Origin of the sequence: Saccharibacillus brassicae (assembly GCF_006542275.1) — a bacterium.
Lineage (GTDB): Bacteria > Bacillota > Bacilli > Paenibacillales > Paenibacillaceae > Saccharibacillus > Saccharibacillus brassicae.
In genome coordinates, this window is sequence record NZ_CP041217.1 from 2,693,944 (window position 1) to 2,716,890 (window position 22,947).

General features: G+C 58.3%; 20 protein-coding genes and 1 tRNA gene. 17 read left to right on the top strand and 4 right to left on the bottom strand.

Features of this window, described 5'->3' with window-relative positions:
• Positions 1-130 precede the first annotated feature (130 nt).
• The 12 genes from FFV09_RS11315 (at position 131) to FFV09_RS11370 (ending at position 13,996) form a co-directional block, all read left to right on the top strand.
• A complete protein-coding gene (locus FFV09_RS11315) occupies positions 131-1,864 on the top strand; it encodes a tetratricopeptide repeat protein (RefSeq protein WP_141447921.1) in 1,734 nt (577 codons plus the stop codon).
• Between the two features lie 62 nt (positions 1,865-1,926).
• Complete coding sequence (gene trxB / locus FFV09_RS11320; RefSeq protein WP_141447922.1) at positions 1,927-2,886, top strand: thioredoxin-disulfide reductase; 960 nt, start codon at positions 1,927-1,929, stop codon at positions 2,884-2,886.
• 141 nt (positions 2,887-3,027) lie between these two features.
• Complete coding sequence (locus FFV09_RS11325; RefSeq protein WP_246098530.1) at positions 3,028-3,822, top strand: AAA family ATPase; 795 nt, start codon at positions 3,028-3,030, stop codon at positions 3,820-3,822.
• Positions 3,823-4,149: 327 nt separating this feature from the next.
• Positions 4,150-5,097, top strand: a complete 948-nt coding sequence (locus tag FFV09_RS11330) for an ROK family glucokinase (protein WP_141447923.1) — start codon at positions 4,150-4,152, stop codon at positions 5,095-5,097.
• 28 nt (positions 5,098-5,125) lie between these two features.
• On the top strand, positions 5,126-6,031 hold the full coding sequence (gene rapZ / locus FFV09_RS11335; RefSeq protein ID WP_141447924.1) for an RNase adapter RapZ: 906 nt from the start codon (positions 5,126-5,128) through the stop codon (positions 6,029-6,031).
• Positions 6,032-6,116: 85 nt separating this feature from the next.
• On the top strand, positions 6,117-7,112 hold the full coding sequence (locus FFV09_RS11340; RefSeq protein WP_141447925.1) for a gluconeogenesis factor YvcK family protein: 996 nt from the start codon (positions 6,117-6,119) through the stop codon (positions 7,110-7,112).
• Between the two features lie 7 nt (positions 7,113-7,119).
• Entirely contained in the window at positions 7,120-8,049 is a 930-nt protein-coding gene (gene whiA / locus FFV09_RS11345) for a DNA-binding protein WhiA (protein WP_141447926.1), read from the top strand.
• Positions 8,050-8,214: 165 nt separating this feature from the next.
• Positions 8,215-8,484 carry an HPr family phosphocarrier protein gene (locus FFV09_RS11350; protein WP_141447927.1) on the top strand — a complete coding sequence of 90 codons (270 nt, stop codon included), beginning with the start codon at positions 8,215-8,217 and terminating at the stop codon, positions 8,482-8,484.
• 283 nt (positions 8,485-8,767) lie between these two features.
• Positions 8,768-10,888, top strand: a complete 2,121-nt coding sequence (locus tag FFV09_RS11355; RefSeq protein ID WP_246098531.1) for a serine hydrolase domain-containing protein — start codon at positions 8,768-8,770, stop codon at positions 10,886-10,888.
• A 202-nt stretch (positions 10,889-11,090) separates the two neighbouring features.
• Positions 11,091-11,843: an SIMPL domain-containing protein gene (locus tag FFV09_RS11360; RefSeq protein ID WP_141447928.1), complete on the top strand. Its 753-nt coding sequence runs from the start codon at positions 11,091-11,093 to the stop codon at positions 11,841-11,843.
• A 249-nt stretch (positions 11,844-12,092) separates the two neighbouring features.
• Positions 12,093-12,722: a DUF4262 domain-containing protein gene (locus tag FFV09_RS11365; RefSeq protein WP_141447929.1), complete on the top strand. Its 630-nt coding sequence runs from the start codon at positions 12,093-12,095 to the stop codon at positions 12,720-12,722.
• Between the two features lie 158 nt (positions 12,723-12,880).
• On the top strand, positions 12,881-13,996 hold the full coding sequence (locus tag FFV09_RS11370) for a DUF3298 and DUF4163 domain-containing protein (protein WP_170314998.1): 1,116 nt from the start codon (positions 12,881-12,883) through the stop codon (positions 13,994-13,996).
• Positions 13,997-14,211: 215 nt separating this feature from the next.
• On the opposite strand, the gene FFV09_RS11375 is transcribed toward FFV09_RS11370, so the two are convergent.
• Entirely contained in the window at positions 14,212-15,129 is a 918-nt protein-coding gene (locus FFV09_RS11375) for a LysR family transcriptional regulator (protein WP_141447931.1), read from the bottom strand.
• A 110-nt stretch (positions 15,130-15,239) separates the two neighbouring features.
• Here FFV09_RS11375 and FFV09_RS11380 point away from each other — a divergent pair, with 110 nt between their 5' ends.
• Together FFV09_RS11380 and FFV09_RS11385 are read left to right on the top strand one after the other, a co-directional pair.
• Positions 15,240-16,331 carry a branched-chain amino acid aminotransferase gene (locus FFV09_RS11380; protein WP_141447932.1) on the top strand — a complete coding sequence of 364 codons (1,092 nt, stop codon included), beginning with the start codon at positions 15,240-15,242 and terminating at the stop codon, positions 16,329-16,331.
• 72 nt (positions 16,332-16,403) lie between these two features.
• A complete protein-coding gene (locus tag FFV09_RS11385; RefSeq protein WP_141447933.1) occupies positions 16,404-16,865 on the top strand; it encodes an Rrf2 family transcriptional regulator in 462 nt (153 codons plus the stop codon).
• A gap of 186 nt (positions 16,866-17,051) precedes the next feature.
• Here the strand turns inward: FFV09_RS11385 and FFV09_RS11390 are convergent, their stop codons facing one another.
• From FFV09_RS11390 to FFV09_RS11400, 3 genes are all read right to left on the bottom strand, one after another.
• Positions 17,052-17,834 (bottom strand): AIM24 family protein, encoded by a 783-nt coding sequence (locus tag FFV09_RS11390; RefSeq protein WP_150233941.1) that lies wholly within the window; start codon positions 17,832-17,834, stop codon positions 17,052-17,054.
• 243 nt (positions 17,835-18,077) lie between these two features.
• On the bottom strand, positions 18,078-18,680 hold the full coding sequence (clpP, locus tag FFV09_RS11395) for an ATP-dependent Clp endopeptidase proteolytic subunit ClpP (RefSeq protein ID WP_141447935.1): 603 nt from the start codon (positions 18,678-18,680) through the stop codon (positions 18,078-18,080).
• A gap of 302 nt (positions 18,681-18,982) precedes the next feature.
• Positions 18,983-19,057, bottom strand: a tRNA-Arg gene (locus tag FFV09_RS11400).
• A 301-nt stretch (positions 19,058-19,358) separates the two neighbouring features.
• Between FFV09_RS11400 and FFV09_RS11405 the strand changes: the two genes are divergently transcribed.
• From FFV09_RS11405 to FFV09_RS11415, 3 genes are all read left to right on the top strand, one after another.
• Complete coding sequence (locus tag FFV09_RS11405; protein WP_141447936.1) at positions 19,359-20,396, top strand: sugar-binding transcriptional regulator; 1,038 nt, start codon at positions 19,359-19,361, stop codon at positions 20,394-20,396.
• 105 nt (positions 20,397-20,501) lie between these two features.
• Positions 20,502-21,512 (top strand): type I glyceraldehyde-3-phosphate dehydrogenase, encoded by a 1,011-nt coding sequence (gene gap, locus FFV09_RS11410; protein ID WP_141447937.1) that lies wholly within the window; start codon positions 20,502-20,504, stop codon positions 21,510-21,512.
• Between the two features lie 208 nt (positions 21,513-21,720).
• Complete coding sequence (locus FFV09_RS11415) at positions 21,721-22,905, top strand: phosphoglycerate kinase (protein WP_141447938.1); 1,185 nt, start codon at positions 21,721-21,723, stop codon at positions 22,903-22,905.
• The last annotated feature ends 42 nt before the right edge of the window (positions 22,906-22,947 follow it).

Sequence of the window (22,947 nt, forward strand, 5' to 3'; positions counted from 1 at the left end):
CCCGGCGCCGAAAAAAGGGACCGGGTCAAGGACCGAAGCGTCGGCCGCTTGGTTGGGAGCGACCGGGGAATTATGGTATACTGGTTTCGCTATTCGTTTTTAAGCGGTTAACAAAGGGGGCCTTGCTCAGGTGAACGGGAACAATCGGCGTGAAGAGAAGCCGCGGACCAATGTGGTTTCTTTATCGATGGACGAAAGCTTTTTTTTCGAAAGAGCCGTCCGCGCGCTGGATCGCTACCAATATGACAAGGCGTTGAAATATTTTCGCAAATCGGTCGAACTAAAACCGGACAATCCGGTGAATCATTGCAACATGGCGGGTATATTATCCGAGATGGGCAATTACGAAGCGTCGAACGAAGTGCTGCTGCACGTGCTGGACGAAGTCGATCCTTCCATGACGGAGTGCCGGTTCTACATGGCGAACAACTTCGCGAACATGGAACGGTTTGAAGAAGCCGAGACCGCGCTGCTGAAATATCTGGAAGAAGACGCTGCGGGGCAGTTCCTGCACGAAGCGGAAGAGATGATCGACCTGCTTCAACTGGAATTGAACCGCAAGATCCGCGATCACAGCGTGCTGGCCCGCCGCGGTTCCGACCGGCACGAACGGGCCCGGACGATGCTGGAAGAAGGCATGTTCGCCGAAGCGGCCGACCTGCTGGAAGAACTGCTGAAGGAGTATCCCGAATTTGCCGCCGCCGCCAACAATCTGGCGTTGGCCTACTACTATATGGGCATGACCGACCGGGCGCTCGGCGTGGTGGAAGACGTGCTGGAGCGCGAACCCGGCAATCTGCACGGGCTGTGCAATCTGGCGATCTTCCGCCGCCATTCCGGCCCCGAAGGCGCCGAGGAAGCTTCGCGCCTGGCGCGCCGCCTGACGGCGATCATCCCGTTCCATCGCGAACACGCCTTCAAGCTGGCGACCACGCTCGGCATTCTGGGCGAACACGAAGCGGCTTACCTGCATTTTCGCAGGCTGTTGACGGACGAGGAAGCGTCCGCCGACGCTTCGCTCCATCATTACTGCGCCGTGGCCGCCGTGCTGAGCGGCAGACCCGAAGCGGCCGAGAAGCTGTGGAAGACGACGCTGAAGCTCGATCCGGAAGCCGAAGCGGCGGCCTATTATCTCGATCGCCTGCCGGAGTGGCAGACCGACGGCATCGCCGAGCCGGTCAGCTACCATTACCGGCTCGAAGCGGTGCGCCGGTCGGAGCTCTGGCAGCGCTGGGAAGAACGGCTGCCCGAAGATTCGCCGGCGATTCGCGCCGCGCTGATCCGCACGCTGCGTACCGGCAGCGAGGAAGACAAGCACCATGCGCTGCAGGCGTGCCGGCCGCTGGCGGACGAAGAGATGACGCGGGTCCTGAGGGACCTCGCCTATGACGAGCGCGAATCGGAAAGCGTACGCGGCCTGGCACTTTCGATTCTGGTCGACAACGGATTTGAGCAGGCGGAGCCGGACGCCGAAGACGAACGGTCTTCGGCTCTGTTCTCCCTCGAACCGGCAGAACTGCCGGTGTGGGAGAAACGTTGGCAGGACGTGCTCGACGCGGCGATCCGCTCTTCGTGCGCGCCCGGCGATTTCAGCCTGCGGCGCGATCTGGAGTCGCTCTGGACCGATTTTCTGCGCCGGCTGTATCCCGAAGTTCCCGTGCTTTCCTACGTGGAAGGCTGGGCGGCGGCGCTTGATTACCTGACCGACAAGCTTCGCCGCGGCACCTCGACCTACGAAGAGGTCGGCCGGCGTTACGGCGTGTCGGCTTCGACCGTCGGACGCTACGTCAAACGGGTGGACCAGGTGTGCAGCATCAAGGAACGCATGACCCTGCACGGAAGAGATCACCGGAAAGGACTGTAACGTCCGATCCGTAGACACTGGAAGAAACGCAAAACCCAATCAACCCTGAGGAGGATGTCTGTATGCAAAAGCACAAAACCGTAGTCATCGGAACCGGCCCGTCCGGCCTTACCGCAGCCATTTACCTGGCTCGCGCCAGCTTGAACCCGCTCGTGATCGAAGGTCTTCAACCGGGCGGACAGCTGACGACCACGACCGAAATCGAGAACTTCCCGGGCTTCCCGAACGGAATCATGGGACCGGAACTGATGGACAATATGCGTCAGCAGGCGGAGCGTTTCGGCGCCGAGTTCATGAACGGCTGGGTCGATTCCGTCGACTTCTCCACGCGCCCGTTCAAGATTACCGTTGAAGGCGCCGAGCCGATCGAAGCGGATTCGGTCATTATCTCCACCGGCGCATCGGCCCGCTACCTCGGCATTCCGGGCGAGCAGGACAATATCGGACGCGGCGTCAGCACGTGCGCGACCTGCGACGGATTCTTTTTCCGCGGCAAAAAATTGATCGTTGTCGGCGGCGGCGACTCCGCGATGGAAGAAGCCAGCTTCCTGACGCGTTTCGCGACCGAAGTAACCGTCGTTAACCGCCGCGAAGAACTTCGCGCTTCGAAGATCATGCAGGACCGCGCGCGCGAGAACGAGAAAGTCTCGTGGGCGCTCAACCGTCAGCCGCTGGAAGTCGTAGCGGGCGACACCGGCCTCAAAGGGCTGAAAGTGCTCAACAACGAGACCGGACAGGAAGAACTGCTGGAAGCGGACGGCGTCTTCGTGGCGATTGGCCACACGCCGAACACGACGTTCCTGCAGGGCAAGCTTGAGCTGGACGGCCACGGCTACGCGATCGTCAAGCCGGGCACGACCGAGACGAACATCCCGGGCGTCTTCGCCTGCGGCGACGTGCAGGACACCAAGTACCGCCAGGCGATCACGGCTGCGGGCAGCGGCTGCATGGCGGCGATGGACTGCGAGAAGTATCTCGAAGGCAGCGTCGTGCACGACTGGAGCGAATCGCTCGATCGTTAATTGTTGGAATCCACCTTCTTCATGAAGCTTCAGGCGCGCAGGCGAAAATCCGTCACGGAATTTTTCGTCTGTGCGTTTTTTTGCGTATATGGAAAAAGATCGGATCGGACAGATGGGGACACGGGAAGGGGAGATCGACTCATGGGGATGGGCATGGACGGTGCGGGAGCCGGAAAAGTCGAAAAAGCCGACCGCCGCTATCTGCGGCGGGTCGAGCTGCTGCGCGGACAGATTCAAACGCCGGACGAATATCCGTTCAATCTGCCGGCGGTGCGGGAACTGGAAAGCCTCGAATTCCATCCACGTGTCACGTACATCGTGGGCGAGAACGGGGTCGGCAAGTCGACGCTGCTGGAAGCGATCGCGACCGCCTGGGGCTTCAATCCGGAAGGAGGCACGCTGAACCTCAATTTCGCGACCGCCGAGACCCATTCTCCGCTGCACCGGTATCTTCGGCTGATCCGGGGCACGGCGCGGCCGAAAGACGGTTATTTTTTTCGGGCGGAGAGTTATTACAATGTGGCGACGACGATCGATGAACTGGACCGGCAGCCGGACGCCGGTCCCGCGATCATCGACAGCTACGGCGGACGTTCGCTGCACGAACAGTCGCACGGAGAAGCTTTTTTCGCGACGTTCATGCACCGGTTCGGTTCGGGCGGCCTGTATATTCTCGACGAGCCGGAAGCGGCGCTGTCGCCTGTCCGGCAACTGGCGATGCTGACGCGTATCCATGAATTGGTGCGCAGGGGCGGACAGTTTATCATCTCGACCCATTCTCCGCTGCTGATGTCCTACCCGGACAGCCGGCTGTACAATCTGACCGCAAGCGGCATTCGAACGTGCCGGGTGGAGGAGACGGAACATGATATCGTGACGCGGCAATTTCTCAACAACCGCGAACGGATGCTGGCGGAGCTGCTGCGAGACGAATAGGGGAATCAGCGAATCCGTGAATCGGGAAATAAGCGAAGCGGGGAAGGAGGGCAAGACGCCGTAAACCCCGCCCCGCAAGGGATTCAACGCCCCCGGGCGTGCCGCGGTACGCGATAAAGACAGGCGAACGGGCAAAAGGGCGCGCCCCGAAGTCAAGAAAAGGCTTTCGACCCTTGCGGGACAAGGCTTTGCACGAAGGCGCGCTCGCTTGACCGAAACCGGGTGTTCGCTTATAGTGGGAGACGAAGGAAACGGATTTTGGACTTGAGCAAACAAAGCGATGAATTCCTGCATTCTCTATATTGAAGAAAAAAGGTGGCTTGTAACATGTCTGAAAATGTCTACGTCGGGATGGATCTGGGCGGCACCACGATCAAGGTCGGTCTGTGCAGCGAGAGCGGCGTTCTGCTGCATACTTATGAAGGGCCCACGGGAGTGGCGGAAGGTCCGGAGACGGTCATTGCCAATATGGCGGAATACGTTCGCCGGGTCGTCGAAGAATCGCCTTATGCCTGGGAACAACTGGCCGGAGTCGGCGCCGGGGTGGCCGGATTCACGAACGTTCGTGACGGAATCATCGTCATGGCACCGAACATAGGCCTCAAAGACGTTCCGATCCGCGCCATTCTGGAAGAGCGGCTCGGCAAGCCCGTCAAGATCGATAACGACGCCAACGTCGCCGCGCTCGGCGAAGCGTGGAGCGGCGCCGGAGCCGGCGTCGAGAACTGCGTATGCTATACGCTGGGAACCGGCGTAGGCGGCGGCATCATCATCAACGGCCGCATCTACCAGGGCTCTGCCGGCATGGCGGGCGAGATCGGCCATATCGACGTCGTGCCGGACCTGGAAGCGATCCAGTGCGGCTGCGGCAAGACCGGCTGCCTGGAGACCGTCTCTTCGGCGACGGGCATCATCCGCATGGCGAAGGAAGCGGTAGAGCGCGGCGAGCGCACCTTTATCGCCGACGCGAGCGAGATTACGGCCAAGACGGTGTTCGACGCCGCCAAAGCGGGCGACGAAGTGGCGCTGCGCATCGTCAAGCGCGCCGCGTTCTACCTCGGCAAGTCGATGGCGACCGTGGCAGCGGTATTGAATCCGCAGAGCTTCATCATCGGCGGCGGCGTATCGAAAGCCGGCGACATTCTGTTCAACCCGATTCGCGAGACGTTCGCGCAGCTGACGCCCGCCCCGCTTCAAGGAGGCGTGCAGATCGTTCCGGCGATGCTCGGCAATGACGCCGGCATGATCGGCGCGGCCGGCCTGATGATTCGTTAACGAAGCAAGCCAGGGAGGGAAAGCTCGCATGACCGATATCCAAAAAGAAGGCAGGGCGGCTCCGGCCGCCACGCTGATGATCATTACGGGAATGTCGGGAGCCGGCAAGACGATCGCCGTGCAGAGCCTGGAAGATCTGGGGTTTTTCTGCGTCGACAACCTGCCGCCGGTCCTGATCCCCAAGTTCGCCGAGCTGATCGATCAGTCCAACGGCAAGATCGCCAAGGTGGCGCTGGTCATCGACCTGCGCGGCCGGGAGTTCTTCGCCGCGCTGTCCGAATCGCTGTCTTTTATCAAAGACCATTTTACGATTCACAGCGAGATTCTGTTCTTCGACGCGGATGACGCCGTGCTCGTGCAGCGCTACAAGGAAACGCGCCGCCGGCATCCGCTCGCCCCGGACGGCATGCCGCTCGACGGCATTCGCCTGGAACGCAAAATGCTGGAAGAACTCAAAAATTCGGCGACCCAGATCATCGATACGACGAATATGAAGCCGGCCGTTCTCAAAGAGAAGATCATCTCCCGCTTCTCGCATATGGAAAGCCATCAATTATCGGTCAACGTCACGTCGTTCGGCTTCAAGTACGGCGTGCCGATCGATGCGGACCTTATTTTCGACGTGCGATTCCTGCCCAACCCGCATTACGTCGACAATCTGCGTCCGCTGACGGGTCAGAACAGCGACGTGTACGATTACGTCATGAAATGGCCGGAGACCCAGACGTTTCTGACCAAGCTGCTGGACATGCTGCATTTTCTCATTCCGCAGTACCGCAAAGAAGGCAAGAGCCAGGTGATTATCGGCATCGGCTGTACCGGCGGCAAGCACCGTTCGGTCGCCATCTCCGAATATTTGGGACGGATGCTGGGAGCAAGCGAAACGGAAAGAGTGCGCGTCAATCACCGGGACGCCGATCGGGACCGTCATTAGAATCGCAGCCGCCGGCTTTTTCGGAACATGCCGGAACGGCCGGCAAGCGATTCGAAGCGGTTAACGTACGGAGGAGTGAACATTCATGAATATTAAGCAACAGGCGCAGCGGCCCGTGCGTCGCCCCCGAATCGTAGTGATGGGCGGCGGAACGGGTTTGTCCGTCATGCTGCGGGGTCTCAAGCAGCAGCCGCTCGACATTACGGCCATCGTGACGGTAGCCGACGACGGCGGCAGTTCCGGCATTCTGCGCAGCGAGATGCAGATGCCGCCCCCGGGCGATATCCGCAACGTGCTGACGTCGCTTGCCGACGTGGAGCCGCTGCTCTCGGACATGCTGAGCTACCGCTTCAAGACCGGAAGCGGTCTTGCGGGGCACAGCCTGGGCAATCTGATCCTGGCCGCCATGACGGACATCTCGGGCGACTTCGTCACCGCCGTGCGCGAGCTCGGGCGGGTATTCGCCGTCCGCGGAGTCGTCTACCCCGCCGCCAAGGAAGGCGTCATTTTGCATGCGGAAATGGAAGACGGCACGATCGTGACCGGCGAGTCGAGCATTCCGGAATACGGCGGACGAATCAAGCGGATTTTCCTCGAACCGGCCGAAGTCGAAGCGCTGCCGGAAGCCGTGCTGGCGATCCAGCGCGCCGACGCGATCCTGATCGGTCCGGGCAGCCTCTACACGAGCCTGCTGCCGAATCTGCTCGTGCCGCAGCTGGCCGAAGCGGTCGTCGCGTCCAACGCGATCAAGATGTATATTTGCAACGTCATGACCCAACCGGGCGAAACGGACGGGTTCAGCGTGGGCGACCATCTTCAGGCCGTGTACGACCATGTCGGCAGCCATCTGTTCGACTACGTGCTCGTCAACAGCGGGCATATTCCCGAAGACGTGCAGCTTCGCTACGCGGAAGAAGGCGCGACGCCGGTCCGGTTGGACCTGGAAGAGATCGCGGGCACGAACTGTACCGTCATTGCCGATACTTTCGTGAAGTACGGCACTTATCTGCGTCACGACGCGGATAAATTAAGCGAACACATAAACAGGCTGGTGGCAGACTGGATGATACGGAAGGGGTGAACAATCCATGTCGTTTGCGGCTCAGACCAAAAAAGAATTGACGATGGTGGAGGCGGACGCCTGCTGCGAACAAGCGGAGCTGTCGGCGCTTATACGCATGAACGGCTCGATCCAGCTCTCCAACAAAAAAGTCATTCTGGACATTTCTACCGAAAACGCGGCGATCGCACGCCGGATCTATTCTTTGATCAAAAAGCATTACAGCGTCCATACGGAGCTGCTCGTGCGCAAAAAAATGCGTCTCAAAAAAAACAACGTGTACATCGTCCGGATTCCGGCCGGCGTGCAGGAACTGCTCGCTTCGCTCAAGATCACGTCGGAAGGGTTCCAATTCCTGCCCGGCATCAGTCCCGATATCGTCAAAAAGAACTGCTGCAAGCGTGCCTACCTGCGCGGCGCCTTCATGGCGGGCGGTTCGGTCAACAATCCGGAAGGGTCTTCGTACCATCTGGAGATCGCCTCCATGTACGAAGAACACTGCCAGTCGCTCGTCGACCTGGCGAACGAATTCCATCTGAACGCCCGCTGCATCGAACGGAAGAAAGGCTTCATTTTCTACCTCAAAGAAGGCGAGAAGATCATTGAACTGCTGAATATTATCGGAGCCCATCAGGCTCTGTTCAAATTCGAGGACGTCCGGATCATGCGCGACATGCGCAATTCGGTCAACCGGATCGTAAACTGCGAGACGGCCAACCTCAACAAGACGATCGGCGCCGCCGTGCGGCAGATCGACAATATCCGCTTCCTGCAAAGGGAAATGGGGCTGGAACGGCTGCCGGAGAAGCTGCGCGAAGTGGCGGAAGTCCGGTTGGCCCATCCCGAGATCAACCTCAAGGAAGTGGGCGAACTGCTCAAGGGCAACGTCAGCAAATCCGGCGTCAATCACCGGCTGCGCAAGCTCGATATTATGGCGGAGAAGATTCGGGGCGGCTGAGAGCCGCTCTTTTTTTTGCGGTCAGTGTGGAAAAGGGCGGAGTGCGAAGGTTTGCAAACGCCGCGCTCGGTTTTAGACTAGTGTGAGCAACCGAAGTTATGGTATACTGGGTACAATAATGCGTTTCGACAGGAACTTCATTTCGTATAGGGGGTAAGATTGCTCATGACCAAACACCCGGTAGTCGTCAGACTGAAGACGGGGCTGCACGCGAGACCTGCGGCTTTGTTCGTTCAGGAAGCCAATAAATATTCTTCCGAAATCTTTGTAGAGAAGGAAGACAAAAAAGTAAACGCCAAAAGCATCATGGGCATCATGAGCCTGGCAATCAGTTCCGGTACTGAAGTTCACATCAGTGCGGAAGGCGCGGACGCCGAGCAGGCTGTAAACGCTTTAATGAGCCTTGTCAGCAAAGAAGAATTGGAAAACCAATAATTCTTGTGCCAGCTTCCCGTTAGGCGATATTTTTGCATAGATACGCCGCCCATCGAACCTCCCGAACGTTTTCGGGAGGTTTTTGCGTACGCAAATTCGCCTGCCATCGATATTAACCAACAACTTCCAGTTTGCCGAAAAAATATTTGCTTTTCCTGTCCCCAAGATAGCGGTTTCGTGTTTGACAGCCGAGTCCAAAAGGGTAAGAATGAGTGCGAAGAGCTCGCTATGTAGGCTCATGAAGCCGCACCCATTTTATCAATAGACACAAGGGGGAAAAACATTGAAAAAATCGAATATCTGGAGATCGGCATCGGTCAAATGGACCAAAGCCGTGATCGCCTCGGCGCTTGCGCTGACGCTGCTCCCGCCTACCCTATCTTACGCCGCGGAGACGCCGACCGCGTCCGCATCGGCGGCAGCCCGGGACACCGCGCTTACGTCTTCCTCGGTCACCGCTTTTCTGGACGAGTTTTTTGCGTTGGAAGAAATACAGGAACTGGCTCCCGGAGCGGCGGTTGTCGTCGTGAAAAACGGCCGGGTGCTGGCGGAAAAAGGGTACGGCTACGCCGACGTGGACAGCAAACGCCGCGTCGATCCGAAAAAAGACGTCTTCCGGATGGCTTCCGTCTCGAAAACGTTCACCGCGGCCGCGGTCATGCAGTTGGTCGAGCAGGGCAAACTCAGCCTGGACGCGGACATTCGTACATATCTCGGCGGCATCACTTTTGAGAATCCGTTCGCCGAACCGGTTACCGTTGCCGATCTGCTCACGCATCGCAGCGGCTTCAAAATCCAGGACGCCCGCGAGGAAGACCTGAACCCTGCCAAAGGGCAGTCCGTCAGCATGGAAGACTATATCGCGAAGTATATGCCGGACGTCGTGCGCGAGCCGGGTACGGCTTACATGTACGACAACTTCGCTTTCCTGCTGCTCGGATACATCGTGCAGCAGGCGAGCGGCACGCCGTACGAGACGTATATGGAACGCAACGTGTTCGCGCCGCTCAACATGGGCAGCACCGACTTCACGCTGACCGCGGACCTGCGCAAGCGTTCGGCGACCGGCTATGCGGCCGAAGAGACGATCAAGCCTTATCCGGTCAGCGAAAGCTTCATGCCGCAGGGCGGCATGCTGTCGACGGCCGACGATATCGCCAAATTCATGACCGCCTTCTTGAACGAAGGCAAGACGGCTTCCGGCGCGCAGCTGCTCAAAGCCGATTCGGTAGCGGCCATGTCGGAATACCGTTCCGCGATCCATCCGCTGCTGCCGGACTCGACCTACGGGTTCGAATCGGCTTCGCAGCTTCCGGGCGCGGGCAGCAGCAGCAAAGTCATCACCAAGGGCGGCGACGTTCCGGGCGCAAGCTCGCTGATGTTTCTGATTCCCGAGCAGGATACCGGCGTATTCGTCGTCTACAACCAGAACGGCGCGCTGCGCGAGCAGCTGTACGCGGCATTTATCTACCGGTTCTTCCCGCAGTATGCGGCCGAAGCGACTTTCCCTGCGTTCGCGGCGGAATCGCCGGAGCAGCTTGAGCGCTATGCGGGATTGTATAAAGACCTGCGCGTCGAGAGCGTCGTCTCCAAAGTGGGACCGGGTTCGCGCGGACGCATGGTCATCTCCGACCCGCTGACCGGCGAGCGCGCGCTGCGCCAGGTAGCACCGGGGCTGTTTATGGATGCCAACAAGATGCTGGTAGCGTTCAAGACCGCTGCGGACGGCAGCGTCTCGTACCTCAAGGAACCTTACCTGAATCCGATGGGTTATGAGCAAAAAGGCGCGAAGCCGTCCGGCTTCAACGATATCGCGTCGACGCATCCGTACGCGAAGTACATTCTCGACCTGCAATCGCTCGGCTATTATCCGAACGATCCGAACATGGCGTTCGGACCGGACGAAGCCGTCACCCGCGGCGAGTACGTGGACATGCTGATGCGCACGTCGGCCATTCCGCTGTCGGAAAGCAAGCCCGAATTGAAAGATACGGTCGGACATCCGTATGCCGCGGCAATCCAGACCGCCTACGAGTTCGGCCTGATCTCGGGCAACGACAAAGGCATGTTCCAGCCGGACCGTCCGATTACCCGCCAGGAAGCGGCTCTGATCATCTACAATTCGACGGGCAGCCTGTATCCCGAAGAACTGCTGGACTCGGTCAAGCTTACGGGCAAGACCGACAAGTGGGCCGTATCCGCGGTCAAACTGGTCGTCGCTCTGGGCTACCACGGCCCCGAAGTGAAGTTCAGCGCTTCCGGCGCGGCCGACTTCCAGTCCAAGAAGACGCTGACCCGCGCCGAAAATGCGGCGATCAACGACATGCTGCTGACCAGCACCGTGACCGGTGCGGCCAGCCTCAAAGACGCGGCCCAACCGGCATCCGAGGAGCCGGCAGCCTGATCTGTCCGATCGTTTCGACGCTCCGGCGCGCCTCGTGCCCGGAGTGTCGCCGATCCGCGCCCAAAGCGCGTCAACCTTTCTGCCGTACGCGCCTTCCCGGGCGTGCGGCCGAAAGGTTTTTTGCGTTTGGGTCCGGACCTGCAACTTTTTCGGCTCCGGTGTCGTTTAGAGGGTAATCAACGATAACTTGGAGGGATAAACGATGAAAATGTGGATGAAACCGCTTGGCAGCGTATTGATCGCCGGATCTTTGCTCGTCGGAGGAGCGGCCGTGCCCGCGTCGCTCGGAATGAATCAGGCTCATGCCGCGGAGGTCGTTGCAATGAACGTTATCAATGTGGCCGGTAAAGGGGAAATCAAAGTAACGCCGGACGTCGCTTATCTGTACATCGGCGTGGAATCGAACGCGGCTACGGCAGCGGCGGCGCAGAAGAAAACGGCGACTTCGATGAGCAAGCTGAACACTCTGCTCAAAGGCGAGTGGAAAATTGCCGCCAAAGACATCGAGACGGAACAGTTCAACGTATCGCCGAACTACACGTACAGCGATGACAACGGCCAGACGATCAAGGACTACAGCTCCGTGCACGTGCTCAAAGTGACGTACCGCGACCTGGACAAGCTGGGCCAACTGCTGGACGCCGCTTCCGAAGCGGGAGCCAACCGTATCCAGAACATCAGCTTCGCGGCCGAGAATCCGGACCAGTACGAAGAGCAGGCCATCGCCAAAGCGATGTCCAGCGCCAACAAAAAAGCGTCGGCAATCGCCAAATCCGCCAACCGTACGCTCGGCGCGATCGTTTCGATCAGCCAGGACGACGCGGAAGCTCCGATCGTGTACGCGCAGTACGAACGCGCTACGGCGGACATGGCGGCGGGTGCCCCCCCGACTTCTATCGAACCGGGTCAAATCACGGTAACGACCCGTCTGACCGTGCAATACGAGATGAAATAAGAATGCCTTGATCCGGACGTTCGACCTGAAGCCGCCTTCGCCCTGTGCGAAGGCGGCTTTGTTGCTTAAATTCGCGCCAGCCGGGGCTTTTTTCGAGATGTGCCGATTGAATCTTTTACAAAAAAAGAACCGCTTAACTGTTTGGAATCGAATGTGAGGTTTATAAATGGAGTAAGCAAAGAACGTGACTCTCCCTTAGACTCTCCACACAACATCCCATATTCGGAACCGAGAAGCGAGGTGATTCCAGTGATCGAAACAATGAACATTCCCGAAGACCGCAAACAATATTACCGCAGGCTGCTGCACGAAAATCCCGGTCGCAACCTGTTCGAGCGTTATTCGTTGTTTTGCCAGGAGTATACGGACTTTGCACGCAAAAGACTGTCTTACATCCCCGAGCTCATGAACAAGGGGTGGATGCCGATCGTTTTGTCTGATGAAGGAATGAACTACGCGTTTACGATTGGATTGGAATACAGCTTTGGCCATCCCGAAATTTTGATTGCGTCGCCGAACCGTTCGGCTCGCCAGTTGAACCGCATGCTGGAATGGTTCGCGCAGCGCGTGGAAGAAGGCAGCCGCATGGAGACGGAAGCCGATTACGGCACCGAATTGAGACGTCAGCCGGATTTCAGCGATATCGAAAGCGAAGCCGCTTTTCGCCATTACGAGGAATCGGACGCGGACAATTACCCGTGCGGCTATCTGTATTCGTTCTACGGATACTTCGCCGACCGCACGCTGGAGACCGGCAAGCTGCCGATTCTCGTCATGGAACTGGATTTTCCGGTGCTGCCCGCGCCTCCCGGAGGCCGGCTGTCGAGCATCATGGGCGCACCCAGGTGGAATGAAGGCAACGAAGGAGCCGATGCGTAACCCGCGCATTTTGCAAGCCGCCAACCTTAACAATTTTGTAAAAAAGCCCGAGTAAGGGTTGCAATACTGTAACGCTCCTTGTCACCCATTTCCGCCGCGGCCCTTTTATAATCAGGATGGATAAAGACAAACCGCCAAGATGCGAAGGAGCTGAACGGATGATGACAAATCACAACGTGCAAGCATGGAAAAAAACGACCAAGATGATGACGGCCGCCGTCCTTACGGCAGGGCTGCTGCTGCCGGTCACGGCAGGAATCGGCACGAGCGGAGCCCATGCGGCGGCCGCCCCGGCAACCGCTTCCGCGACTGCCAGCGTCAAAGTGAGCTGGAACGGCAAAGCGCTGGGAGCGAACGCTTACCAGGCGGGCGGCGACACGTACGTGCCGGTCAAAGCTTTGGCCAAAGCCGCGGGCCTGTCGCTCGCTTTCGATAAAGAAACCGGTCTCTACGAGCTCGGCACGTCGCCGAACGCGCTGACGCTGTCGCCTTACGAGAGCAACATCTGGATCGGCGCGAACGGCGTAGGCCTCCAGGCGGAAGGCCGGACCAAAGCCGGCACGATGTACGTTCCGTTGTCCGTGCTGCGCGATTACGCGGGCATCGACGGCACGCTGAACGCAGGTTCCATCGCGCTTAAGCCGGCGGCAAGCCCGGGCGTTACCGTAACGGAGAAAACGCTCAAGAGCAGCGCGGCCGGCAAAGACGCGGTCATCAATATCCGGTATCCGGAGCTGGCCGGCAGCGGCGCGGGCATCGCGAAGATCAACGCGGCGCTCAAGCAGCACGCCCAGTCGTTCCTGAAGAGCTTCGAAGCCGACATGAAAGAATTCGGCCCGCTGTCGGGCGAGATGCACTACGAAGCGGATGCCAATTACATGATCTCCTACAACAAAAACGGACTGTTCAGCGCCGTGATGCAGGATTACTCGTTCTACGGCGGCGCTCACGGCGGCACGGTTCAGACCGGCTACAACTTCAACCTGAAGACGGGTGCAGAAGTGCCGCTGAAGCAGCTGCTCAAAGCGAATCCGAAAGCGTTCGGCGAGCTGGACAAAAAAGTCGCCGCGGCTTTCAAAAAAGCCGGTTCGCTGCTCAGCGAGGACGGCTTCAAGACGATCGGCAGCAAACCGGGCTTCTACGTCCGCAACGGCGGCTTCACGATCTTCTTCCAGCAGTACGAATACACGCCTTACGCGGCAGGTATTCCGTCCTTCGACTTCACGTTCGCTTCCCTGCTTCCAAAAGGCACCGATCCTTTTGCCGGCCTGTAACTTCGCGGGATCTTCATCCAGCGTATAATCCAGCGTAAGAAAAAGACCGGCGTCGCACATAAAAGCCTGTCCGTTCGGACCGGCAAGCCCGGTTGGAACACGCAAGCCCGGCCCGGCGGAGCGCGAGATATTCGCGCTTCGCCGGAGCCGGGCTTTTGCTTTGGGTGCGATTGCGGTTGCGTTCGTGCGCATGCACCGGAGAATTGCCCGTCCGCTTATTCGCGGGGTTCGCGGGGTTCGCGGGGTTCGAGCAGCTTGTCCATGAAGCGTTCCGCGCTTCTGGACAAATAGCGGCCCTGCAGCCAGACAAGACCGACATCGGCCTGCAGCACGGCGTCGCCGAGTTCCAGAACGCGAAAATCTTCCGAACGGAACGAAGCGAGGACAGAGCGGGGCAGCAGCGAAGCGCCGAGCCCCTGGGCGACGAGCGCGAGAATGACCGCGACGCTGGAACATTCGCAGAAGACGCGGGGCGCGGCGCCGCGCGCCGCAAACTCCTGCATGATCCGCTCATGCATGCCGGTCGTGCGGTCGGTCTTGAGCGTCAGAAGCGGACGCGTCGACAGTTCGTTCAGGTCCAGGCTGCGCCTGCCCGCGTATTCGGTCCAGCCGGCCGGCACGGCGGCGGCCAGCGGATCGGGCGGCAGCGGCGCGATGCCGTAATCGTCGGCGCCCGGCGGCGCCTCGAACGGCAGCCGCGCGACGATCAGCTCGATCCGGCGCTGGCGCAGCAGTTCGGCGAGCTGGAAATGGTCGCCTTCCTGGATATTGAACGTCACGGCGGGATGTTCCCGCCCGAACCGTTCGATCGCGCCGGGCAGCAGCGACACGCACGAGACGACGGCGCCGATCGACAGCGTGCCGCCGATGCCTTCGCCAAGCTCCCGGATCTCGAGCAGCGTCTCTTCCAGCTGCACGAGCAGCGCTTCGGAACGTTCGTACAGCCGTCTGCCGGCTTCCGTCGGGATCAGCTTGCGGCCGCTGCGGTCGAACAGCGGCGTGCCGAGTTCTTCTTCGAGCAGCTTCATCTGCCGGCTGAGGGGAGGCTGTTCCATATTCAATTTTTTGGCGGCGGAAGTGATTTGCCCGTCCCTGAACACGGCGGAAAAATAGCGCAGTTGGCGAAGATCCATCTTTTTTCTGCTCCTTTCATACTTTTGGGGTATGCAGAACCGACGAAAAGGATATTATTAATATAGGTAAGACGATGATAGGATTCAATATAAAAAGAGGAGCGTGCATCATGCAGGGTGAACTGAAGATTCAAGAGACGACGCAGCGCAAACCGAAACCGGATACCGCCAATCTGTCGTTTGGCGTTTATATGACGGACCATATGTTCACGATGGACTACAAAAAGGGCGAAGGTTGGCACGATGCCAAGATCGTTCCTTACGGACCGATCCCGATGGACCCGGCAGCCAAAGTGTTCCATTACGGACAGACCATTTTCGAAGGCATGAAAGCCTATATGGGCGAAGACGGCGATATCCGTCTGTTCCGTCCGGAGAAAAACTTCGAGCGCTTCAACCGCTCCTGCCGCCGGATGAGCATTCCGGAGATCGACGAGAGCTTCGTGCTCCAAGCGCTCAAGGAACTGATCAAGCTTGATCGCAGCTGGGTGCCTTCGGCGCCGGGAACGTCGCTGTACATCCGTCCGTTCGCGATCGCGACCGAGAATCATCTCGGCGCGAACCCTTCGCTTAGCTACAAGATGATGATCATCCTGTCGCCGGTCGGAGCCTATTACGCGGAAGGGCTGAATCCGGTCCGTATCCACGTGGAGACGCGCGACGTACGCGCCGTCGCGGGCGGAGTCGGCGAAGCCAAGACGGCCGGCAACTACGCGGCAAGCATGCAGGCGCAGGAGAATGCTTACGGAGCCGGCTACTCGCAGGTGCTGTGGCTGGACGGCGTACACCGCAAGTACGTGGAAGAAGTCGGCAGCATGAACGTCTTTTTCCGGATCGGAGACCGCATCGTCACGCCTTCGCTCAGCGGAAGCATCCTGAACGGCATCACGCGCGATTCGTCGATCCAGATGCTGCGCGATTTCGGCTTCGAAGTGGAAGAGCGTCCGGTCACGATCGACGAACTCAGCGCTTTCGCCGAAGACGGCACGCTGCTTGAAGCGTTCGGCACCGGCACGGCGGCCGTCGTGTCGCCGATCGGCGAGATCGGCTGGAACGGCAAAACGTTCAAAATCGGCGGCGGAGAGACCGGCGAATGGACGCGCCGCCTGTACGACGAGCTGACTGCGCTGCAGCGCGGCGATATCGAAGACCGTTTTGGCTGGACCGAAGTGATCTGCAGCGCGGAAACGACGCAGGGTTGACATTTTCCGGTAATGTAACTAGAATGGTTTCACCCAAACACATCCCAGAAACGCCGGAGGGAGGCATGCAAAGTGAATATCAGCACCAAATTCCCCGTGGCCGTGCATACGTTGATTTTGCTTAGCGTTTCGGAGCCGGGCACGGCGACTTCCGAATTTATCGCAAGCAGCGTAAACACGAACCCCGTCGTGATTCGGCGCATCACCGGCATGCTCGGCCGTGCCGGCCTGGTCGAAGCGAGAGCGGGCATCGCCGGAGCGCGCCTGCAGAAGCCGCTTGCGGACATTACGCTGTTCGAAGTGTACCGCGCGGTCGGAGCCGTCGGCGAAGGCGGATTGTTCGGCCTGCACGAGAGTCCGAACCCGGACTGCGAAGTCGGCCGCAATATCCAGGCCGCCATGAACCCGATTCTGCTCGCCGCCCAGCGGGCGATGGAGCAGGTGCTGCGCGACACGAGCGTCGCCGACGTAGCCGGCGACATCTCGCATCTTGACGGGCTGACGCTGCCCGAGTTCTCGCAGGCCGGCCGCTAGGCCGCCGCAAGCGAAGCCCCGGGCACATTCGCCCGGGACCGGCCGGCCGCATCGCAAAAGCCCCGTTCTCCATCTTGATGGAGAACGGGGCTTTTTGCTCGGCCTGCTCGGCCTGCTCGGCCTGCTCGGCCTGCTCGGCCTGCTCGGCCTGCTCGGCCTGCTCGGCCTGCGCCGCGAAGCCCGCCTTTAGAAAGGCTGCGCGCGCATCGGCAGCGTCGGGGCCAGCCACACTTCGCCGTGGCCGCGGAACGTCTGGAGCATGCCTTCGCCGGACGAAGCCGAGCCCATCAGCGACTTGGTCGAACGCTCGATAGAGAATTCGATCGTGCTGCTGCGCAGCACCGCGAACGTTCCGTCGACTTTGAGCGTCTCGCCTTTGAGTTCGTAGCGGACGAGTTCGTATTCCGGTACCGGCAGTTCCAGCACGACATAGCTGCTGTCCGTCGCCGTGATCTTCGTCTGGAACAGCCCTTCGCCGCCGAACAGCGCCGTCGAGGCATTGCCCTGTTTGGCGACGCCGACTTTGACCGTGTTTTCCGCACAGTAGAACAGACCGTCGTCCACGATGATCTCTTCGCCCGGCGCAAGCTCGATCAGCGTGAAGTCTTTGCGTTTGGGTTCCAGATAGATTTCGCCCGTGCCGCGGTAGACCGGCTTGCTCGCGGTCTCGCCCGTCACGGCGCTGCCGACGAACTTCTTGGCGAAGCCGCCCACGCCGCCGGAGCGGTTCTCCATCTCGATATTGCCGAACATGAACTGGAGCGCGCCCGCTTCGAGAATGGCCGAAGAGTCGTCGAGCAGGATGCGCACCTGCTGCCAGCCGAACCGTTCCGAATCGTGATGGTTTACGGATTTGGCCAGTTCGGCGTTATAATTTTCCGGCAGGCCGCCGGCCTGAATGACTTCGATGATCATATTTTCTCTGCGGAGCGAACTGAAGACGCGAAAATCGTTATGGCGAAATTGCATGGGCATTGTCCTCCTCGGATATAGGTGCGAATGGTTATGTATCTGCACCTATTACGCAAAGCGGGCGGGACGGTTGCGAAATGCGCGCCTAATGAACGCAAATGAACGACAATGACCGATACAGGCACGGCGATGACCGTAACTGACCGCAAATCCAGGCTGATGAGCGCCGGGTTGCGCCAATCTACGCAAAACAGCCGTCCGGCTTGCGCCGGACGGCTGTTTTTTTAAGAGATAATCGGTTTACTTCACGCCGGCTTCGGCAATCGGCTTCTCGATCACTTTGTCGATGATGCCGTATTCGGCTGCCGCAGCAGCTTCCATGAAGTAATCGCGGTCCGTATCTTTTTCGATGCGTTCCAGCGGTTGGCCGGTACGCTCGGAGAGGATGCGGTTCAGCTTGTCGCGCAGCGCGAGGATGCGGCGGGCACGGATTTCGATGTCCGAAGCCTGACCCTGGGCGCCGCCGAGCGGCTGGTGAATCATGATCTCGCTGTTCGGCAGGGCAAAACGCTTGCCCTTGGCGCCGGCGTTCAACAGGAATGCGCCCATCGAAGCGGCCATGCCGACGCAGATCGTGGAGACGTCTGCCTTGATGAACTGCATCGTATCGAAAATTGCCATGCCGGCCGTGATCGAACCGCCCGGGCTGTTAATGTAGAGGTAGATGTCTTTCTCCGGATCTTCCGCTTCGAGGAACAGGAGCTGTGCGATAATCGCGTTGGCCACGACATCGTTGACTTCGGTGCCGAGGAAGATGATGCGGTCTTTCAGCAGACGGGAGTAAATATCGTACGCTCTCTCGCCGCGGTTGCTTTGTTCAACGACCATAGGAATGTAACCCACAGTGAAAAACCTCCTTGTGAACGGATGGATTCCGCTCTTAGAATTGGAATGGATGCCCAGGCTGGATGAGCTGTCGAACCCTGCGCAAACGAAGGTCCGATAAACGTCTAGCTGGTATTACCCATATGATAAACAATCCCAAACATAAAGTCAAAGAAAGTCAAACTTTATGCAAAAAAAATAGCCGATATCGGCGTCAGGAATGAAAAATACAGTTAAATAATAACGGGCTGTCCCTTAACGGAACATTTCGATACACTGGGATGCTGTAAAAAATAATGGCGGGATGCTGTAAAAAATAATGGCGCGCCCGCCAAGAATCGAACTTGGATCTCAGGCTTCGGAGGCCTACGTCATATCCATTGGACCACGGGCGCACGCTTACAAACAGCAGCAATCATTATTATACTAGGCAGCAAGAGAAATTGCAAGCCCTAAGAAAGTTGTGAAAAAGGGGACAAAAACACCCCTACATCATGCGCTTGCTGCATGTCTTTTTCCCATATCTAGTAGGCCGTCGGCTACATTGGAAAAGCGCAAAATATACGCAGGGCAAAGCTTGCATCGCAGCGGCAAATTGGGTAAACTAGGTGTGGGACATAAAAAGTGTTCCCGGGACAATAATCGTCCATTGGTCCAACATTATACGGGCAGACGAAGTTTGCAGAGGTGGAACGCATGCAGAACATTCTCGAAATTCAGCAGCAGCTGCTTCCCGATCTCATGGAAACTCTCAAGAAACGGTATACGATCCTGCATCAGATTATGCTGACGGGCACGACGGGACGCCGAACGCTGGCCCACTCCCTTCAGATGACCGAACGCGTGCTGAGAGCCGAGACCGATCTGCTGAAAGCGCAGGGCTTGATTGAAACGGACACGGCGGGCATGCGGATCAGCGATGCCGGACAACTCCTTCTTGAGCGTCTGGAACCGGTATTGAAGGAATTGGTAGGATTGTCCAACCTGGAAGAGAAGATTCGCCGTTTCTACGGACTCCAGAAAGTCGTGGTCGTTCCGGGGAACTGCGAAGAATCGCCTCTCTCCAAGCGCGAACTCGGCAAGGCCGGGGCCAAAGCGCTGCTCGGCGTCATGCGGGGCGGAGACGTGGTGGCCGTAACGGGAGGCACGACGCTGGCCGAAATGGCCGAGCAGCTGACCTATCCGGTCAACGGTCCCCTCAAGGGGAGCTGGTTCGTTCCGGCTCGCGGAGGACTGGGCGAGAGCCTGGAAATCCAGGCGAACACGATCGCTTCCAACATGGCCAAGCGCGTCGGCGCCGATTACCGGCTGCTGCACGTACCCGATCTTTTGAGCCGGGAAGCGTACGAATCGCTCGTACACGACCCGAACATCCAGGAAATCGTTCGCGAGATCCGCACCGCCCGCATCATTGTGCACGGGATCGGGAACGCGGTGGATATGGCTAGAAGGCGCAAGCTGGACGAAGCTACCACCGACGGTCTTCGCGATAAGGGAGCGGTAGCCGAATCGTTCGGTTATTACTTCGACGAGAGCGGCAGCGTCGTACATAACATGCTGACGCTCGGACTCAGGCTCGACGATATCAAGGCGGCAGACGTCGTTCTTGGCATTGCGGGCGGCAAATCGAAAGCGAAGGCGATCCACGCGGTGCTGCGGTTCGGCCAGGAAGACATTCTGGTCATCGACGAAGCGGCCGCGATGGAGATTGTCCGGGTGCTGGAGAGCGCCTGATGAACTTGTTACTCATGGCGCCGTGTTTTCATCGATATGGAGACACACGCCTTGAATAAATGAAAACATTTCTTCAAAAACCATTTTCTTAGGAGGAACTGTTCAATGACTGTAAAAGTAGGAATTAACGGATTTGGTCGTATCGGACGTTTGGCTTTCCGCCGTATTCAAGACGTGCAAGGTATCGAGGTTGTCGCAATCAACGACTTGACCGATGCGAAAATGCTCGCACACCTGTTGAAATATGATACAACGCAAGGCAAGTTCAACGGCGAAGTCGAAGTACACGACGGCTTCTTCAAAGTGAACGGCAAAGAAGTAAAGGTTCTGGCGAACCGCAACCCTGAAGAACTTCCTTGGGGAGAGCTCGGCGTTGACATCGTGCTGGAATGCACAGGCTTCTTCACAACCAAAGAAGGCGCTGAGAAGCACATCACGGCTGGCGCCAAAAAAGTCGTCATCTCCGCTCCGGCAACAGGCGACATGAAAACCATCGTTTACAACGTGAACCACGAGATCCTCGACGGTACGGAAACGGTTATCTCCGGCGCATCTTGCACAACGAACTGCCTGGCTCCTATGGCAAAAACGCTGCAAGACCAGTTCGGCGTCGTTCAAGGTCTCATGACTACGATCCACGCTTACACCGGCGACCAAAACACGCTGGACGCTCCGCACCCTAAAGGCGACTTCCGTCGTGCCCGTGCAGCAGCGGAAAACATCATTCCTAACACGACTGGCGCTGCAAAAGCAATCGGTCTGGTTATTCCTGAACTGCAAGGCAAACTTGACGGCGCTGCACAGCGCGTACCGGTTGCTACAGGTTCCCTCACGGAGCTGGTAACGGTTCTCGAGAAGAGCGTAACGGTTGACGAAGTCAACGCTGCGATGAAAGCTGCAGCCGACCCGGAAACTTACGGTTACACGGAAGACGAAATCGTATCGTCCGACATCAAGGGCATGACTTACGGCTCCCTGTTCGACGCTACGCAAACCCGCGTAATGACAGTTGGCGACAAGCAGCTCGTTAAAACGGTAGCTTGGTACGACAACGAAATGTCCTACACGGCTCAACTCGTTCGCACGCTTGAGTTCTTCGCGAAAAAAGCTCAGTAATTCCGGACATTTTCGCACGGATTACGGCAAGTAAATAGCAATCTTTGGGTACGTTGGCCGTGTTCATGGGAACCCGGTCAATGTGCGACATGCGGATAAAGCGGAAACAGGGTAATTTTGTTTCCGCTTTTTCTAAGTTGCCGCGCTGCGAGAGTCGTATTCCTTGGAATCCTGAATTCTAAATTTGAGGGCATGGGGGATTTAATTTATGAATAAGAAAAGTGTACGTGACGTAGAAGTAAGCGGCAAAGTCGTGTTTGTGCGCGTCGATTTTAACGTTCCGCTCGAAGACGGAAAGATTACGGACGATACGCGTATCCGTGCAACGATTCCGACGATCGAATATTTGACCGAAAAAGGCGCGAAAGTGCTGCTGGCGAGCCATATGGGACGTCCGAAGGGCGAAGTTGTCGAGTCGATGAGACTGACTTCCGCCGCAGAACGCCTGTCCGAGCTGCTGGGCAAACCGGTTGCCAAAACGGACGAGTCGATCGGAGAGACGGTCAAGGCTAAAATCGCCGAGCTCAAAGACGGAGACGTGTTGGTACTTGAAAACGTGCGTTTCCACAAAGGCGAAGAGAAAAACGATCCGGAACTCGCCAAAGAGTTCGCTTCGCTCGCCGATCTGTTCGTAAACGACGCCTTCGGCGCCGCTCACCGCGCACATGCTTCGACAGAAGGCATCGCGCACCACCTGCCGGCCGTTTCCGGCCTGCTGATGGAAAAAGAACTCGACGTGCTCGGCAAAGCGCTGCTGAACCCGGAACGCCCGTTCACGGCGATCGTCGGCGGCTCCAAAGTCAAAGACAAGATCGACGTGATCGACAACCTGCTGAACATCGCCGACAACGTGCTGATCGGCGGCGGCCTGGCGTATACCTTCTTCAAAGCCCAAGGCTATGAAATCGGTCAATCGCTGCTGGACGACAGCAAATTCGACGTAGCGCTCGGCTTTATCGAAAAAGCCAAAAAGCTCGGCAAGAACTTCATGCTGCCGGTCGACATCGTGATCTCCGACGACTTCAGCGCTTCGGCCAACACGAAGATCATCAACGTTGAAGAAGGCATCCCTTCCGATTGGGAAGGCATCGACATCGGTCCGAAGACGCGTGCCCTGTACGCGGACGTCATCGCAAAATCCAAACTGGTCGTTTGGAACGGACCGATGGGCGTATTCGAAATCGAGCCTTTCTCCCACGGTACGCGTGCCGTAGGCGAAGCCTGCGCGAACACGGAAGGCTACACGATCATCGGCGGCGGCGACTCCGCTGCGGCTACCGAGAAATTCGGTCTGGCCGAAAAAATGAACCATATCTCCACGGGCGGCGGCGCTTCCCTGGAATTCATGGAAGGCAAAGCCCTCCCGGGCGTTGTCGCTCTCAACGATAAGTAAGATTCCCGTCTTCCCACCAAGAGCCGAGCGGGATCGCGTCAA

Bases quoted from the DNA above. Each gene is read 5' to 3' on its own strand.
- trxB (WP_141447922.1), top strand. From the start codon at position 1,927: ATGCAAAAGCACAAAACCGTAGTCATCGGAACCGGCCCGTCCGGCCTT.
- FFV09_RS11325 (WP_246098530.1), top strand. From the start codon at position 3,028: ATGGGGATGGGCATGGACGGTGCGGGAGCCGGAAAAGTCGAAAAAGCC.
- FFV09_RS11330 (WP_141447923.1), top strand. From the start codon at position 4,150: ATGTCTGAAAATGTCTACGTCGGGATGGATCTGGGCGGCACCACGATC.
- rapZ (WP_141447924.1), top strand. From the start codon at position 5,126: ATGACCGATATCCAAAAAGAAGGCAGGGCGGCTCCGGCCGCCACGCTG.
- FFV09_RS11340 (WP_141447925.1), top strand. From the start codon at position 6,117: ATGAATATTAAGCAACAGGCGCAGCGGCCCGTGCGTCGCCCCCGAATC.
- whiA (WP_141447926.1), top strand. From the start codon at position 7,120: ATGTCGTTTGCGGCTCAGACCAAAAAAGAATTGACGATGGTGGAGGCG.
- FFV09_RS11350 (WP_141447927.1), top strand. From the start codon at position 8,215: ATGACCAAACACCCGGTAGTCGTCAGACTGAAGACGGGGCTGCACGCG.
- FFV09_RS11360 (WP_141447928.1), top strand. From the start codon at position 11,091: ATGAAAATGTGGATGAAACCGCTTGGCAGCGTATTGATCGCCGGATCT.
- FFV09_RS11370 (WP_170314998.1), top strand. From the start codon at position 12,881: ATGATGACAAATCACAACGTGCAAGCATGGAAAAAAACGACCAAGATG.
- FFV09_RS11375 (WP_141447931.1), bottom strand. From the start codon at position 15,129: ATGGATCTTCGCCAACTGCGCTATTTTTCCGCCGTGTTCAGGGACGGG.
- FFV09_RS11380 (WP_141447932.1), top strand. From the start codon at position 15,240: ATGCAGGGTGAACTGAAGATTCAAGAGACGACGCAGCGCAAACCGAAA.
- FFV09_RS11390 (WP_150233941.1), bottom strand. From the start codon at position 17,834: ATGCAATTTCGCCATAACGATTTTCGCGTCTTCAGTTCGCTCCGCAGA.
- FFV09_RS11405 (WP_141447936.1), top strand. From the start codon at position 19,359: ATGCAGAACATTCTCGAAATTCAGCAGCAGCTGCTTCCCGATCTCATG.
- gap (WP_141447937.1), top strand. From the start codon at position 20,502: ATGACTGTAAAAGTAGGAATTAACGGATTTGGTCGTATCGGACGTTTG.
- FFV09_RS11415 (WP_141447938.1), top strand. From the start codon at position 21,721: ATGAATAAGAAAAGTGTACGTGACGTAGAAGTAAGCGGCAAAGTCGTG.